This is a genomic window from Streptomyces sp. NPDC001515 (assembly GCF_053597115.1).
In genome coordinates this window covers 66,060-81,454 of sequence record NZ_JBSFHN010000038.1, presented here as the reverse complement: position 1 = coordinate 81,454, position 15,395 = coordinate 66,060, and the positions used below count along the sequence as shown (strand labels likewise).

The following is a 15,395-nucleotide window of genomic DNA, read 5'->3' as shown; positions in this document are numbered from 1 at the left end:
GGCCCCCCCCCCCCCCCGCTTTCTTGGGGGCCCCGCTCCCTACAACCGGGGGCGCCCCCCCCGCCCCCCCCCGGCCGGCCGGGGGGGGGGGGGGGGGGGGGGGCGCCCCCCCCCCCCCCACGGCGTCGGCCGGGCGACCGGTCCGAATGCCGCCGCCACACATGTGGATCACCGCCGTCGGACGGGTAGGGTCCGTGGCATACGGTGCTTCAACTGCAATTCGGCCGTAGGCAAGTTGGCAGACGCTCCTGACACCTTGCGCGGGGCCATCGCTTACCTGGAGGGAAACGCGTGGAAGCCAACACTCGTAGCACCGGGCGTCTACCGGCAGCCTTCCTGACGCCCGGATCGTCCTCCTTCATGGACTTCCTGTCCGCGCAGTCGCCCGAGCTGCTTCCGGGCAACCGGCAGCTCCCGGTCACCAGCGGGGTCGTCGAGGCGCCGCACGGCACGACGATCGTCGCGGCGGCCTTCCCCGGCGGCGTCGTCCTGGCCGGTGACCGGCGGGCGACCATGGGGAACATGATCGCGCAGCGCGACATCGAGAAGGTCTTCCCGGCCGACGAGTACTCGGCGGTGGGCATCGCCGGTACGGCGGGTCTGGCCGTGGAGATGGTCAAGCTCTTCCAGCTGGAGCTGGAGCATTTCGAGAAGGTCGAGGGCGCCCAGCTCTCCCTGGAGGGCAAGGCCAACCGGCTCTCCACCATGATCCGCAGCAATCTCGCGATGGCCATGCAGGGGCTGGCCGTCGTGCCGCTCTTCGCCGGCTACGACGTGGACCGCGAGCGGGGCCGGATCTTCAGCTACGACGTCACCGGCGGGCGTTCCGAGGAGCACGTCGGCTACGCGTCCACCGGTTCCGGCTCGATCTTCGCCCGGGGCTCGATGAAGAAGCTCTACCGCGACGATCTGACCGAGGCGGAGGCGCTGACGCTGGTCGTGCAGGCGCTGTACGACGCGGCCGACGACGACTCCGCGACCGGTGGTCCGGACGTCGCCCGCCGGATCTACCCGATCGTCACCGTCATCACCGAGGAGGGTTTCCGCAGGCTGCCCGAGGCGGAATCCTCGGAGATCGCCCGCTCGATCCTGGAACGCCGGCTGGAACACCCCGACGGCCCCCGCGCCGCGCTGCTCTGACGCCCCGTTCCCTGGCTTCTTCGATGCTCCTGCCACTGACAGAAAGGGACGGATAGCCGGTGTCGACGCCGTTCTATGTCTCACCCCAGCAGGCCATGGCCGACCGGGCGGAATACGCCCGGAAGGGCATCGCCCGTGGTCGCAGCCTGGTTGTGCTGCAGTACGCCGACGGCATTGTGTTCGTCGGCGAGAACCCGTCCCGTGCGCTGCACAAGTTCAGCGAGATCTACGACCGGATCGGTTTCGCCGCCGCCGGAAAGTACAACGAGTACGAGAATCTCCGCATCGGCGGTGTGCGCTACGCCGATCTGCGCGGATACACCTACGACCGCGACGACGTGACGGCGCGTGGACTGGCGAACGTCTACGCACAAACGCTCGGCACGATTTTCTCCAGTGCGGCCGAGAAGCCGTACGAGGTGGAGCTGGTGGTCGCCGAGGTGGGCGCGCAGCCGGAGGGCGACCAGATCTACCGGCTGCCGCACGACGGCTCCATCGTGGACGAGCACGGCTCGGTCGCGGTCGGCGGGAACGCCGAGCAGATCAGCACCTTCCTGGACCAGCGGCACCGTGACGGCATGTCGCTCGCCGAGGCGCTGAAGCTCGCGGTGCAGGCGCTCTCCCGCGATCCCAACGGCAGCGAGCGGGAGATCCCCGCGGAGCGGCTCGAAGTCGCGGTCCTGGACCGCACGCGGCCGCAGCAGCGCAAGTTCAAGCGGATCGTCGGCCGGCAGCTGGCCCGGCTGCTGGAGGCCGACGGCGCGGGCTCCACGCCCACGGACGCGCCGTCGGACGACGAGGACGGCGAAGGCGCCGACACCTCGGCGGCCACGGCGGAGACCGGCGGTACGGACAAGAAGAAGGCCGCTCCCGACGCCGATGGGTCGACCGACTCGGGCGGCGACGTGGAGTAGCCGCCCCGCACCGGCTCGTGATGCCCCGGTCCGCCGTCCCGGCGGGCCGGGGCACCGTCATGCGGGGGGCCGGCCGGGTGGCGGCCCGCTGGAGCCCCGGACGACCAGCCGCACGGGCAGGCCGCCGGGCTCGGCCGGACGCCCGTCCAGCACGTCGAGCAGGGCGCGCATCCCGCGTTCCCCGACCTCCTCGGCGGGCAGCCGCACGGTGGTGAGCTCCGGTTCCACCGCCGTGGCCAGCGCCAGATCGTCGAAACCGGTGACGGACAGGTCGTGGGGCACCCGCAGCCCCAGCCGGCGGGCAGCCTTGCAGGCTCCCGCGGCCAGGATGTCGTCGTCGCAGACCAGCGCGGTGGGGCGCGGCCCCGGGCCCGCCAGGGCCTCTTCGGCGGCCCGCCGGCCGGCCCGGACGTCCAGCGCGGCGGGGACGGTGACGACCTCGGTGCCGGGGACCGCGCGCGCCGCCTCGTGCAGGGCGCGGGCCCGCACGGCGAAGGTCCAGGAGTCGACCGCCGAGGCGAGGTGGACGAAGCGGCGGTGGCCGAGCCCGAGGAGATGGCCCATCACCTGCCGCATGCCGTCCGCGATGTCCAGGTTGACCCGGGCGGCGGGTCCGGGCGCGGCCGGATCGCTGTCGAGCATGACGAGGGGGAGCCCGGCCCCGCGCAGGGCACCGAGCGCGTCGGCCGCCATGGAGGAGGCGATCACGCCGTCCAGGGCCGCGCGGGCCGAGGCGAAGGGGTCCCGGGCCGGGCCGACGCCGTCCGGCGAGGGGTAGAGGACCACGCCGAACTCGTGGGCGGCGGCCACCGCGGCGGCGCCCGTGTAGACCCGGGCGAAGAACTCGTTGGTCAGGGCGGGGACGACGAGCAGCGCGGTGCGGGTGCGGCCCAGGCGCAGACTGCGGGCGGCGAGATTGGGCCGGTAGCCCAGCCCGCGGGCGGCGTCGCGCACCCGGCCGGCGGTGGCCTCGGAGACCCGGCCGCGCCATTTGTCGCCGAGGACCAGGGAGACGGTCGCCTGGGAGACACCGGCGGCCCGTGCTACGTCGCGGCTGGTGGGGCGGGGCGGGCCGGGCGGTGCTGGGGTGGTCACGCGGGCCTCCGGGCCGCTCGGGCAGGCGCGCTGAGGTGGACCTGCGGACTGGCCTCATGGTACGTATGAACCCGGAAGTTATACGTAAAACTTCGGGTGCTCCGACCGGCGCTCCCAGGAGGAGGGGCGGGTCATGGCCGCGGGATATCTGGACATCCTCCGGGCGCGGCACGCCGTCCGGCTGCTGACGGGCACCCTGGTGGGCCGGCTGCCGAACGGCACCGCCCACATCGCCATCGTGCTGTTCACCCGCGCCGAAGGCGGCAGCTACACCCTCGCCGGGGCACTCGCCGCCGTCTACGGCCTGGCCACGGCGGTCGGTCAGCCCCTGCTCGGCCGCGCGGTCGACCTGTACGGGCAGCCGCGGATCCAGCTCCCGGCCGCCGTCGTCTCCGCGCTCGGCATGGCCCTGCTCGCCGCGGCCGGGCTCGGGACGCTGCCGCTCGCGTACGCGGCCGTGATCGTGGCCGGCCTCTTCACCCCGCCCCTGGAGGGCGGGCTCCGGGCCCTGTGGCCCAGCGTGCTGGGCGGCGAGGAGCAGCGGGTGCACCGCGCCTACGCCATGGACGCGGTGGCCCAGGAGATCATGTTCACCGTCGGACCGCTGCTGGTGACCCTGCTGGTCTCTCTCTGGTCCCCGGCCGCCGCCCTGCTCGTCATCAACGCGATCGGCGTCCTCGGCGCGCTCTCCGTCGTCGTCTCCCGGCCCTCCCGGGAGTGGAGCTCCGCCCCGCGCGAGGCGCACTGGCTGGGCGCCCTGCGCTCGCGCGGCCTGCTGGCCCTGCTGGGCTCGTTCTTCTTCGTCGGGCTCGCGCTCGGCTCGATCACCGTCGCGGGCGTGGCCTACGCCGACGACCACGGCCGCGAGTCCGTCTACGGCTGGCTGATGGCGGCGCTGGGGCTGGGCGCGCTGATCGGCGGGGCCGTGTACGGGGCGCGGCAGTGGTCCGGGGCGCCCGAGCGCCGGCTGCGGGTGATCGTGGCGCTGCTGGCCCTGGGCTATCTGCCCCTGACGCTGACCCCGGGGCCGGTCGCGATGACGGTGCTGGCCGCGGTCTCCGGGGTGTTCCTCGCCCCGGCCGTCGCCTGCTCCTTCATCGTGGTGGACCGGCACGCCCCGCGCGGCACGGTGACGGAGGCGTTCTCCTGGCTCGTGACGACCTTCGGGGTGGGCGCGGCGGCCGGTACGGCGGTGGCGGGCCCGGCCGTGGAGCTGGGCGGCACCTCGTGGAGCTTCGCCGTCGCGGGCGCCGGGGGAGTGGCCGCGCTGCTCGTCCTGTTGAGCACCGGAAAGGTCCTCGCAGCTCCCGGGCGTACCGCCGTCGCGGTGCGAGGATCGGAAAATGATCGAAACGGAGCCGTCGAACCCGGTTTCAGCTCGGGCCATCAGGCGTAATGTTCAGTCATGGACCGCCGCATTTTCGGGCTGGAGAACGAGTACGGCGTCACGTGCACGTTCAGGGGACAGCGCCGACTGTCCCCTGATGAAGTGGCGCGCTACCTCTTCCGCCGTGTTGTGTCATGGGGCCGCAGCAGCAATGTCTTTCTGCGGAACGGCGCCCGCCTCTACCTCGACGTGGGATCGCATCCGGAATATGCAACCCCCGAATGCGACAACCTGACCGAACTGGTCACCCACGACAAGGCCGGTGAGCGCATTCTCGAAGGCCTGCTCGTCGACGCCGAGCGCCGCCTGCACGAGGAGGGAATCGCGGGCGACGTCTATCTCTTCAAGAACAACACCGACTCCGCGGGAAACTCCTACGGATGCCATGAGAACTACCTCGTGGCCCGGCACGGGGAATTCTCCCGGCTCGCGGACATCCTCATTCCCTTCCTCGTCACCCGGCAGCTGATCTGCGGCGCCGGCAAGGTGCTCCAGACCCCCCGGGGCGCGGTGTACTGCGTCAGCCAGCGTGCCGAGCACATCTGGGAGGGCGTCAGCTCCGCGACCACGCGTTCGCGTCCGATCATCAACACCCGCGACGAACCGCACGCGGACGCGGAGCGCTACCGCCGCCTCCACGTCATCGTCGGCGACTCCAACATGTCCGAGACGACGATGCTCCTCAAGGTCGGGGCCACCGACCTCGTGCTCCGCATGATCGAAGCGGGCACGGTGATGCGCGATCTGACGCTGGAGAACCCGATCCGGGCGATCCGCGAGGTCAGCCACGACATCACGGGGCAGCGCAAGGTCCGCCTCGCCAGCGGCCGCGAGGCCTCCGCCATAGAGGTGCAGCGGGAGTACTACGAGAAGGCCGTGGACTTCGTGGACCGCCGCGGCATCCGCACCGGCAACGTCGAGCGCGTCCTCGAACTGTGGGGCCGCACGCTCGACGCGATCGAGGCCCAGGACCTCGACCGGCTCGACACCGAGATCGACTGGGTCATGAAGTACAAGCTCATCGAGCGGTACCGGGCCAAGCACAACATGACGATGTCGAACCCGCGGGTCGCCCAGATAGACCTCGCCTACCACGACATCCACCGCCGGCGCGGCCTCTACTACCTCCTGGAGCGCAAGGGGCAGGCGGCCCGCGTCTGCAACGACCTGAAGATCTTCGAGGGCAAGTCCGTGCCCCCGCAGACCACCAGGGCGCGCCTGCGCGGCGACTTCATCCGGCGGGCCCAGGAACAGCGCCGGGACTTCACCGTCGACTGGGTCCACCTCAAGCTCAACGACCAGGCGCAGCGCACCGTGCTGTGCAAGGACCCGTTCCGGTCGGTCGACGACAGGGTGGAGAAGCTGATCGCGGGTATGTGAGGCGGCACGGGCCACCCCGGCCCACGCGCGACGCGGGCCCCGTACGTTCCTCGTACGGGGCCCTGCGCACGGCCTAGAGTGTCGGGGACCCCCTAATGTGTCGTCTGAGATCTGAGGAACCAGTGCGCCGACTTGCCGGCCTTCTCGTCGTCCCCCTGCTGCTGGTATCAGCGGCCTGCGGCAGCGACGACAAGGGCTCCGACTCCGCTTCCGCCTCCGCGTCCGCCCCCAGCAAGGGCGGCTTCCCCCCCATCACCGCGGGCGCGAAGTTCGGTGAGAAGCCCACCCTGGCCAAGGGCACGGGCACCCCGCCCAAGGAGCTGAAGACCAAGGTCATCAGCGAAGGGGACGGCGCGACGCTCAAGAACGGCGACGCGATCCAGGTCAACTACCTGGGACAGTCCTGGGACTCCGACAAGCCGTTCGACAACAGCTTCGACCGCAAGCAGCCGTTCGACCTGACCCTGGGCGCCGGCATGGTCATCCAGGGCTGGGACAAGGGCCTGGTCGGCCAGAAGGTCGGCAGCAGGGTCCAGCTCGTCATCCCGCCGGACCTCGGCTACGGGGCACAGGGCCAGGGCGACATCAAGCCCAACGCCACCCTCGTCTTCGTCGTCGACGTCCTGAAGGCGCAGCAGATCCCGACGTCGGCCAAGGGCACCGAGGTTCCGCAGACCGACGCCGCCCTGCCCAAGGTCGGCACCAACACCGACGGCAAGGCCCCCACCGTCAAGATCCCCACCAAGACGGACCCGCCGAAGAAGCTCGTCTCCACCTACGTCCTGGAGTCCAAGGGCGAGGTCGTCAAGGAGACCGACAGCGTCATCGTGAACTACGTGGGCCTGCTGTGGAAGGACGGGAAGACCTTCGACAGCACCTACGCGACCGGTAAGACGCAGACCTTTCCGCTGGCCCAGGTCACGCTCAAGGGCCTCAAGGACGGACTGATCGGCAAGAAGATCGGCAGCCGGGTGCTCCTCGTGATCCCGCCGGACCAGGCGTTCGGCGACAAGGAGCAGCAGAGCATCCCCAAGAACTCCACGCTGGTCTTCGCCGTGGACGTCCTCGCGAAGATGTAAGACTGTCCCGGTTGCGCAGTTCATCAGTAAAGAGGAGCGAGTCAGTGAGCATCGACAAGCCGGAGATCGACTTCCCGGAAGGCCCGGCGCCGACGGAACTGGAGATCAAGGACATCTGGGTGGGCGAGGGCGCCGAGGCCAAGGCCGGCCAGACCGTCTCCGTCCACTACGTCGGAGTCGCCTTCTCCACCGGCGAGGAGTTCGACGCCTCCTGGAACCGCGGCCGGCCGCTCGAGTTCCAGCTCGGTGCCGGCCAGGTCATCAAGGGCTGGGACCAGGGCGTGCAGGGCATGAAGGTCGGCGGGCGCCGCCGGCTGACCATCCCCGCGCACCTCGCCTACGGTGACCGCGGCGCCGGCGGCGGCGCGATCGCGCCGGGCGAGACGCTGATCTTCGTCTGCGACCTGGTCGCCGTCTGACCGGCGCCCGTACCGCTCCGAGGGCCCGTGCCGCAAGGCGCGGGCCCTCGCTTTTGCCCCGGCACGCCGGGGCGGTACGGTCGACGGTCGTAGAGCGAAACAGAAAGGGCGTCGATGGCGATTGCCAAGGCCGAGCGGCTGATGAACCTGGCACTGTGTCTGCTGGGGACCCGGCGCCCGCTCAGCAAGCGCGAGCTGCGCGGATCCATCGAGGCCTACCTCGAAGCGGCCTCCGACGACGCCTTCAACCGGATGTTCGAGCGCGACAAGGACGATCTGCGCGAGCTCGGACTGGTCATCGAGACCGTCGAGAACCTGGACGGCGACACCGGCTACCTCGCCCGCCGCGACAGCAACCGGCTGCCGCCGATCACGCTCGACGCGGAGGAGGCCGCCGCCCTGGGCCTCGCCGCCAAGGTGTGGCAGCAGGCCCGGCTCGCCGGCGCCGCCAGCGGCGCCCTGCAGAAGCTGCGCGCCGCCGGCATGCCGGAGACCGAGGACACCTACGAGGTGCACAGCGCCCTGGAGCCGCGCATCCCCGTCCACGAGGCCGCCTTCGAACCCCTGATGCTCGCCTGCCGCGACCGCCGCCCGGTCACCTTCGACTACCGCAAGGCGAACGCGGCCCGCCCCGAGCAGCGCCACGTCGAACCGTGGACGCTGGAGTGCTGGCGCGGCCACTGGTACCTGGCGGGCTGGGACCGCGACCGCGGGGCGGAGCGGGTGTTCCGGCTCTCCCGGATCAGCGGCAAGGTCCGCTCCCGGGCCGGGGCCTTCACCGCCGAGGTCCCCGACGTGGTCACCGTCCGCGAGACCGTCGAGAGCTGGGCGGGCGAGACCGCCACCCGCACCGCGCTCATCAGGCTCCGCGCCGACTCCGGCTACCCGCTGCGGGCACGGGCCATATCGGTCCGGGAACTCGGAGACGGGTGGGAGGAGTTGGAGATCCCGTACGGACACGGTCTGGACGCCTGGCTCGTCGAGTTCGGCCCCGACGTCGTCGTGACAGGCCCCGCCGACCTGCGGGCCGACGTGGTGGACCGGCTGCGCGCCGTGGCCAAGGACTGAGGGGACCGTATTCATGGCCGCGAACGCCATCGACCAGACACGCCGCATGCTCTCCCTGGTGACCTATCTGCGCGAGCGCCCCGGCGCCCACGTCCAGGACGTCGCCCGCGCCTTCGGGATCACCGAGGACGAACTGATCTCGGACCTCGACGTGCTGCCCATGTGCGGCACCAGTTTCCGCGGCGGCGACCTCCTCGACATCGACACCGACGGCGACCGGATCTGGTGGCACAACCCCGACGACGTCGCCGAGCCGCTGCGGCTCGCCGCCGACGAGGCGACGGCCCTGCTGGTCGCCGCCCGCGCCGTGGCGACCCTGCCCGGACTGCGCGAGAGCGACCGCCAGGCGCTGCTGCGCGCCACCGCCAAGCTGGAGACCGCCGCCGGCGAGGTGGGCGCCGCCAGCTCCCGGCTCTCGGTCACCTTCGAGTCCGAGGGCGGCGTCTTCGCCGACGTGGACCGGGCGATCTCGGAGCGCCGCCGGCTCTGGCTGCGCTACTACTCGCCCGCGCGCGACGAACTCACCGAGCGCGAGGTGGACCCGATCCGGCTCTTCGCCGTCGGGCACACCTATATGGAGGCGTGGTGCCGCTCCTCGGAGGACCGGCGGACCTTCCGGCTCGACCGGGTCGCCGAGATCCGGCTCCTCGACGAGCCCGCCGCGCCCCCGGAGCTGGAGCTGCGGGACCTGTCGGAGGGGCTGGTCCAGCCCGCGGCCGGGGACCCCGAGGTCGTCGTCGAGGTCGGACCCGGCGGCCGCTGGGTCGCCGAGTACTATCCGCACGACCGCGCGGAGGAGCTGCCCGACGGCGGGCTGCGGATCACCCTGCGCACCCCCGACCCGGCGTCCCTGCGCCGGCTGGCCCTGCGGCTCGGCCGGGAGGGGCGGATCGTCTCGCCGCCGGAGCTGGCCCGCAGCGCGCGGGACGCGGCCCGCGCGGCGCTCGCCGCGTACGACGAACCGGCCCGAGGGACGACCGAGGAGCGATGACTCATATGCCTGTGGTGTCGGACGTCCCGCCCGTGCCGACGGTCGTCGTTCCCGAATCGGTGCGGTTCAAGGCCGCGTGCCCGGAGTGCCGGGCCCGGTTCGAGCTGGCCGCCGCGGAGTTCCGGCTCGCGATCGGCGCCACCAGCCGGACCACGTTCTACTCCTTCACCTGCCCCGCCTGCGAGGCACCGGTCCGCAGGCCGGCGGGGGAGCGGATAGTGGAACTGCTCACCGGCGGCGGGGTGCGGACGCTCCGCCTGCACACCGGTGCCTGACGGCCCACCCGACCCCGTACACGAGACACATCGAGGCTCCGCGCATGTTCTGGCCCATGCTCGCCATCGCCCTGGGATTCCTCGGGATCGCCGTTCTGGGAGTGCTGGCCGTGAAGGTCTTCGTCGAGGCACAGCGCCTCGGCCGGCAGGTGGCCGCCACCACCGAGCGCATCAACCGGGCGGCCGAGGACCTGGAACGGGCGGCCGTCGATCTCGCCGCCGGAAGCGGCCGGAAGGGCTCCTAGCGGTGCCGTCCCGCCCGTGGACGCGGCCTCCAGTTTCCCCGTTCCGGGAGGTAGGCTGCTCGGAACGGCCCAGGCAGGGAGGTGCGGGCCGCTACGAAAGTATGCACGGGCATTGCCTCGCGTTTACTCCCGCGGGTTACGATCGCTGCCAGCGAAGGGTCGGACGGGTGTCCGGCCAAGGGCAGTGAGCCCACCTCCAGCCGCCTCAGCGAGAAGGAAGCACATCATGGGCAATCTGAAGCCTCTCGAGATCGTTCTGATCATCGCTGTCATTCTGCTGCTGTTCGGCGCCAAGAAGCTTCCCGACATGGCCCGTTCGCTCGGCAAGTCGGCCCGCATCCTGAAGAGCGAGGCCAAGGCGATGCGCAAGGACGACGAGCCCGCGGCCACCGCCACCACCGAGGCCGCCGCCGACCAGAGCGCCCAGCAGCCCGCCGCGCGGACGATCCAGGCCGCCCCCGGTGACGTCACCAGCTCCCGCCCGGTGAGCGAGCCGAAGCCCACCACCCAGAGCTGATCGCCGACGGGATCTCCCGGAAGCTGCCGCACGAGACGAGGGAAGTGGGTTGCTCAAGTCTGCCCGCAAGCAGGAGAAGGACAGCGAGGGGCGGATGCCCCTCGCTGATCACCTGCGAGAGTTGCGTAACCGACTGCTGATCTCGGTCGTGGCGGTCATCGTGATCACATCGATCACGGCCTTCTTCTACAAGGAACTGATCGACTTCCTGATCCGGCCGATCCTCGGATCGGTCGGCTGCGCGGACGGCCAGCACAAGCAGGTCAACGGGCGGCCCTGCGCGGAGATGACGGTCAACGGCCTCGTCGGCCCGTTCTCCATCGCGCTCAAGGTCTCCCTCATGGCCGGTGTGGTCTTCTCCACCCCGGTCTGGCTCTATCAGCTCTGGGCGTTCCTCGCCCCGGGCCTGCACAAGCACGAGAAGAAGTACGCGCTGAGCTTCGTGGGCGCCGGCGTGCCGCTGTTCCTCGTGGGCGCTGCCCTCGCGTACGTGCTGATGCCGCAGACCGCGGAGGTCCTGCTCGGCTTCACCCCGGACAACACGACCAACCTGCTGCCCGTCGACGACTACCTCAACATCGTCACGCGCATGGTGATCGTGTTCGGTCTGGCCTTCGAGCTGCCGCTCCTGCTGGTCCTGCTGAACTTCACCGGAGTGCTCACGGCCAAGCGCCTCGCCTCCTGGTGGCGTGCCATGGTCATGGGCATCACGATCTTCGCGGCCGTCGCCACCCCGACCGGCGACCCGCTCACGATGATCACGCTGGCCGCGCCGATCGTGCTCCTGTACTTCATCGCGCTCGGCATCTGCATGGTCAACGACAGCCGCAGGCGCCGGAGCAACCCCGATGCCGAACTGGACGACGACGAGGCATCCGACCTGGACCTCACCCCCTCCGACCTGGGCGACATGGAGCACGTCTCGGCCTCGCTGCCCGAGCAGGCGGACGGGGAGCGGGACGGCGGACGGTCCTCACGGCGAGACGGTTTCGACGACATCACCTGACCGGTAAGGTCCCCCGGGTGACCAGCGAGATCACCCTCTTCGTCAATCCCACCGCGGGAAGCGGCCGGGGCGCGCGTGCCGCGCAGCCGGCCGCTTCCGCGTTGCGGGACGCCGGATTCTCCGTCCGTACGGTCCTCGGGGAGGACGCCGACGACGCCCTGCGCCGGGCCAGGGAGGCCGTGGTCGCCGGAACCGGCGCGCTCATAGCCGTCGGCGGGGACGGACTGATGTCCCTCGCCCTCCAGGCCGTCGCCGGGACGACGACCCCGCTCGGCGTCGTCGCCGTCGGCACCGGCAACGACTTCGCCCGCGCCCTGGGCCTGCCGATACGGGATCCCGCGGCGGCCGGACGGCTGGCCGCCGACGCCCTCAAACAGGGCACGGCGAGCACCATCGACCTCGGCCGGACCGGGGAGCGGTGGTTCGGCTCCGTGCTCGCCTCCGGCTTCGACTCCCGGGTCAACGACCGGGGCAACCGGATGCGCTGGATCGGCGGTCGCTTCAAGTACGACCTGGCGATCCTCGCCGAACTCGCCGCGTTCCGCCCGACCGCCTACCGTGTCCGGCTGGACGGCGGGCCGGTCCGGGAGATCGAGGCGACGCTGATCGCCGTCGGCAACGGCACCTCCTACGGCGGTGGGATGCGGATCTGCGCCGACGCCGTCATGGACGACGGCCTCTTCGACGTGACCGTCGTGGGCGACTGCAGCCGCACCACGCTCCTGAAGGTGTTTCCCCGGGTCTACAAGGGGACGCACCTCGACCACCCCGTCGTCACCGTGCACCGGGCGGCCTCCGTCGAACTGGAGGCGGTCGGCGTCACCGCGTACGCGGACGGCGAACCCCTCGGCCCCCTGCCCGTCACCGCCACCTGCGTGCCCGGCGCGGCGCGGGTGCTCGGTGCGGTGCCCCCGGCCGGTCATTAAAGATCGCGTCACTGTCAGAGGCGGCGGGTAGGCTCGTGGACAAGATGACAGAAGACCTCTCACCAGCTGAGCGATACCAGGCTTCCAGGCTCCGGGCCGCCGAGCGGGCGAGCGCGCTCGGACCGTTCCGCGAGATGTACGAGTTCGATCTGGACCCCTACCAGATCGAGGCGTGCAAGGCGCTGGAGGCCGGCAAGGGTGTGCTCGTCGCCGCCCCGACGGGTTCGGGCAAGACGATCGTGGGCGAGTTCGCCGTCCACCTCGCCCTTGCCCAGGGCCGCAAATGCTTCTACACCACGCCGATCAAGGCGCTGTCCAACCAGAAGTTCGCCGACCTCGTCAAGCGCTACGGCGCGGAGAAGGTCGGCCTGCTGACCGGGGACAACAGCGTCAACGCCGACGCGCCGGTGGTCGTCATGACCACCGAGGTGCTGAGGAACATGCTGTACGCGGGCTCCCAGGCGCTCGACGGCCTCGGATACGTGGTCATGGACGAGGTCCACTACCTCTCCGACCGTTTCCGGGGCGCCGTGTGGGAGGAAGTGATCATCCACCTCCCCGAATCCGTCACGCTGGTGTCCCTGTCGGCGACCGTGTCGAACGCCGAGGAGTTCGGCGACTGGCTGGACACCGTCCGCGGCGACACCGAGGTGATCGTCTCCGAGCACCGCCCGGTGCCGCTGTGGCAGCACGTGCTGGCCGGGCGGCGGATGTACGACCTCTTCGAGGAGGAGAGCGACCACGGCGGCCGCGGCGCCGGACGCCGCGAGGTCAACCCCGACCTCGTCCGGCTCGCCCGGATGGAGAGCCAGCGCGGGTACAACCCGCGCGAACGCCGCCGGGGCAAGATGGTCCGCGAGGCCGACCGCGAGCGCGAGCGGCGCCAGCGCAGCCGGATCTGGACCCCCTCGCGCCCCGAGGTCATCGACCGGCTGGACGCCGAGGGGCTGCTGCCCGCCATCACCTTCATCTTCAGCCGGGCCGGCTGCGAGGCCGCCGTCCAGCAGTGCCTGCACGCCGGGCTGCGCCTCAACGACGAGGAGAAGCGGCGGCTGGTCCGCGAGATCGTCGAACAGCGCACCGCCTCCATCCCCACCGAGGACCTGCACGTCCTCGGCTACTACGAATGGCTGGAGGGCCTGGAGCGGGGCATCGCCGCGCACCACGCCGGAATGCTGCCGACGTTCAAGGAGGTCGTCGAGGAGCTGTTCGTCCGCGGCCTCGTCAAAGCGGTCTTCGCCACCGAGACCCTGGCCCTCGGCATCAACATGCCGGCGCGCTCGGTGGTCCTGGAGAAGCTCGTCAAGTGGAACGGCGAGCAGCACGCCGACATCACCCCCGGTGAGTACACCCAGCTCACCGGACGGGCCGGACGCCGAGGCATCGATGTGGAGGGCCACGCCGTGGTCCTCTGGCAGCGCGGCATGGACCCGGGCGGCCTGGCCGGACTCGCCGGGACGCGGACGTATCCGCTGCGCTCCAGCTTCCGCCCCTCGTACAACATGGCGGTCAACCTGGTCCAGCAGTTCGGCCGGCACCGGTCGCGCGAGCTGCTGGAGACCTCCTTCGCCCAGTTCCAGGCGGACCGCTCGGTCGTCGGGATCTCCCGCCAGGTCCAGAAGAACGAGGAGGGTCTGGAGGGGTACCGGGAAGGCATGACCTGCCATCTCGGCGACTTCGAGGAGTACGCGCGGCTGCGCCGCGAACTCAAGGACCGCGAGACGGAGCTGGCCAAGCAGGGGGCGACCCAGCGGCGCGCGGCCGCCGCGGCCTCGTTGGAGAAGCTCAAGCCGGGTGATGTCATCCATGTGCCGACCGGGAAGTTCGCCGGTCTGGCGCTGGTCCTCGACCCGGGGCTCCCGGGCGGCCGGACCAACGGGCACGGCCACCGGGGCACGGAGTACCACGACGGTCCCAGGCCCCTGGTGCTGACGGCGGAGCGCCAGGTGAAGCGGCTGGCCTCCATCGACTTCCCGGTGCCGGTGGAGGCGCTGGAGCGGATGCGGGTCCCCAAGTCCTTCAATCCGCGGTCGCCGCAGTCGCGCCGCGATCTGGCGTCCGCGCTGCGGACCAAGGCCGGGCACATCGTGCCGGACCGGCACCGCCGGCAGAGGTCCGCCGCCGCCGACGACCGGGAGATCGCCCGGCTGCGGACCGAGCTGCGCGCCCACCCGTGCCACGGGTGCGACGAGCGCGAGGACCACGCCCGCTGGGCCGAGCGCTACCACCGCCTCCAGCGCGACACCCGGCAGCTGGAGCGACGGATCGAGGGGCGGACGAACACCATCGCCCGTACCTTCGACCGGATCGTGGCCCTGCTGACCGAGCTGGACTATCTGCGGGGCAGCGAGGTCACCGAACACGGCCGACGGCTGGCCCGGCTCTACGGAGAGCTGGACCTGCTCGCCAGCGAGTGCCTGCGGGCCGGCGTGTGGGAGGGCCTCAATCCGGCCGAACTCGCGGCGTGCGTCTCGGCACTGGTGTACGAGGCGCGGCAGTCCGACGACGCGGTGGCCCCGAAGCTGCCGTCCGGGCCCGCGCGGACCGCGCTCGGCGAGATGGTCCGCATCTGGGGCCGGCTCGACGCCCTGGAGGAGGACTTCAAGATCAACCAGGCGGAGGGGGTCGGCCAGCGCGAGCCCGACCTCGGCTTCGCCTGGGCGGTCTACATGTGGGCCTCCGGCCGGACCCTGGACGAGGTGCTGCGCGAGGCGGAGATGCCGGCGGGCGACTTCGTGCGGTGGTGCAAGCAGGTGATCGATGTGCTCGGGCAGATCGCCGCCGCCGCGCCGCGCGAGGGGAGTTCGGTGGCGCGCAGCGCGCGCAAGGCCGTGGACGAGGTGCTGCGGGGCGTGGTGGCGTACAGCTCGGTGGGCTGAGCCCACGCGCCCCGGCACCCGGGCACGACGGTCGGCCGGTCCCTGTGCGGGCCGGCCGACGGTGGTGCGGAATC

The 15,395-nt window shown here is 71.4% G+C and carries 16 protein-coding genes; 15 read left to right on the top strand and 1 reads right to left on the bottom strand.

Features of this window, described 5'->3' with window-relative positions:
- The 3 genes from ACWCXC_RS31340 to prcA all read left to right on the top strand — a co-directional run.
- On the top strand, positions 1–340 hold a 340-nt coding region (locus tag ACWCXC_RS31340; RefSeq protein ID WP_450891193.1), incomplete at its 5' end, for an endonuclease domain-containing protein.
- Entirely contained in the window at positions 292–1,140 is an 849-nt protein-coding gene (gene prcB / locus ACWCXC_RS31335; protein ID WP_450683352.1) for a proteasome subunit beta, read from the top strand. The genes ACWCXC_RS31340 and prcB, both read left to right, overlap by 49 nt.
- A gap of 59 nt (positions 1,141–1,199) precedes the next feature.
- Positions 1,200–2,054 carry a proteasome subunit alpha gene (prcA, locus tag ACWCXC_RS31330; RefSeq protein ID WP_450683351.1) on the top strand — a complete coding sequence of 285 codons (855 nt, stop codon included), beginning with the start codon at positions 1,200–1,202 and terminating at the stop codon, positions 2,052–2,054.
- Between the two features lie 57 nt (positions 2,055–2,111).
- Here the strand turns inward: prcA and ACWCXC_RS31325 are convergent, their stop codons facing one another.
- A complete protein-coding gene (locus tag ACWCXC_RS31325) occupies positions 2,112–3,149 on the bottom strand; it encodes a LacI family DNA-binding transcriptional regulator (RefSeq protein WP_450683350.1) in 1,038 nt (345 codons plus the stop codon).
- A 133-nt stretch (positions 3,150–3,282) separates the two neighbouring features.
- Here ACWCXC_RS31325 and ACWCXC_RS31320 point away from each other — a divergent pair, with 133 nt between their 5' ends.
- The 12 genes from ACWCXC_RS31320 to ACWCXC_RS31265 all read left to right on the top strand — a co-directional run bounded on the left by ACWCXC_RS31320 (position 3,283) and on the right by ACWCXC_RS31265 (position 15,321).
- Complete coding sequence (locus tag ACWCXC_RS31320; protein WP_450683349.1) at positions 3,283–4,545, top strand: MFS transporter; 1,263 nt, start codon at positions 3,283–3,285, stop codon at positions 4,543–4,545.
- Positions 4,546–4,554: 9 nt separating this feature from the next.
- Positions 4,555–5,916: a Pup--protein ligase gene (gene pafA, locus ACWCXC_RS31315; RefSeq protein WP_383645526.1), complete on the top strand. Its 1,362-nt coding sequence runs from the start codon at positions 4,555–4,557 to the stop codon at positions 5,914–5,916.
- A 122-nt stretch (positions 5,917–6,038) separates the two neighbouring features.
- Positions 6,039–6,995: an FKBP-type peptidyl-prolyl cis-trans isomerase gene (locus tag ACWCXC_RS31310; protein WP_450683348.1), complete on the top strand. Its 957-nt coding sequence runs from the start codon at positions 6,039–6,041 to the stop codon at positions 6,993–6,995.
- 44 nt (positions 6,996–7,039) lie between these two features.
- Complete coding sequence (locus tag ACWCXC_RS31305; RefSeq protein WP_450683347.1) at positions 7,040–7,414, top strand: FKBP-type peptidyl-prolyl cis-trans isomerase; 375 nt, start codon at positions 7,040–7,042, stop codon at positions 7,412–7,414.
- Between the two features lie 114 nt (positions 7,415–7,528).
- Entirely contained in the window at positions 7,529–8,482 is a 954-nt protein-coding gene (locus ACWCXC_RS31300) for a helix-turn-helix transcriptional regulator (protein WP_383645536.1), read from the top strand.
- A 13-nt stretch (positions 8,483–8,495) separates the two neighbouring features.
- Positions 8,496–9,473 carry a helix-turn-helix transcriptional regulator gene (locus ACWCXC_RS31295; protein WP_450683346.1) on the top strand — a complete coding sequence of 326 codons (978 nt, stop codon included), beginning with the start codon at positions 8,496–8,498 and terminating at the stop codon, positions 9,471–9,473.
- A 5-nt stretch (positions 9,474–9,478) separates the two neighbouring features.
- Entirely contained in the window at positions 9,479–9,748 is a 270-nt protein-coding gene (locus ACWCXC_RS31290) for a hypothetical protein (protein ID WP_450683345.1), read from the top strand.
- Between the two features lie 44 nt (positions 9,749–9,792).
- Positions 9,793–9,993: a hypothetical protein gene (locus tag ACWCXC_RS31285; RefSeq protein WP_450683344.1), complete on the top strand. Its 201-nt coding sequence runs from the start codon at positions 9,793–9,795 to the stop codon at positions 9,991–9,993.
- A 223-nt stretch (positions 9,994–10,216) separates the two neighbouring features.
- Positions 10,217–10,510 (top strand): Sec-independent protein translocase subunit TatA, encoded by a 294-nt coding sequence (gene tatA / locus ACWCXC_RS31280; RefSeq protein ID WP_383646132.1) that lies wholly within the window; start codon positions 10,217–10,219, stop codon positions 10,508–10,510.
- Between the two features lie 49 nt (positions 10,511–10,559).
- The gene (gene tatC / locus ACWCXC_RS31275; protein WP_450683343.1) at positions 10,560–11,516 is read left to right on the top strand and encodes a twin-arginine translocase subunit TatC; all 957 of its coding nucleotides are present in this window, start codon (positions 10,560–10,562) and stop codon (positions 11,514–11,516) included.
- Positions 11,517–11,533: 17 nt separating this feature from the next.
- The gene (locus ACWCXC_RS31270) at positions 11,534–12,442 is read left to right on the top strand and encodes a diacylglycerol kinase (RefSeq protein WP_450891192.1); all 909 of its coding nucleotides are present in this window, start codon (positions 11,534–11,536) and stop codon (positions 12,440–12,442) included.
- A 44-nt stretch (positions 12,443–12,486) separates the two neighbouring features.
- On the top strand, positions 12,487–15,321 hold the full coding sequence (locus ACWCXC_RS31265) for a DEAD/DEAH box helicase (RefSeq protein WP_450683341.1): 2,835 nt from the start codon (positions 12,487–12,489) through the stop codon (positions 15,319–15,321).
- Positions 15,322–15,395: the final 74 nt, after the last annotated feature.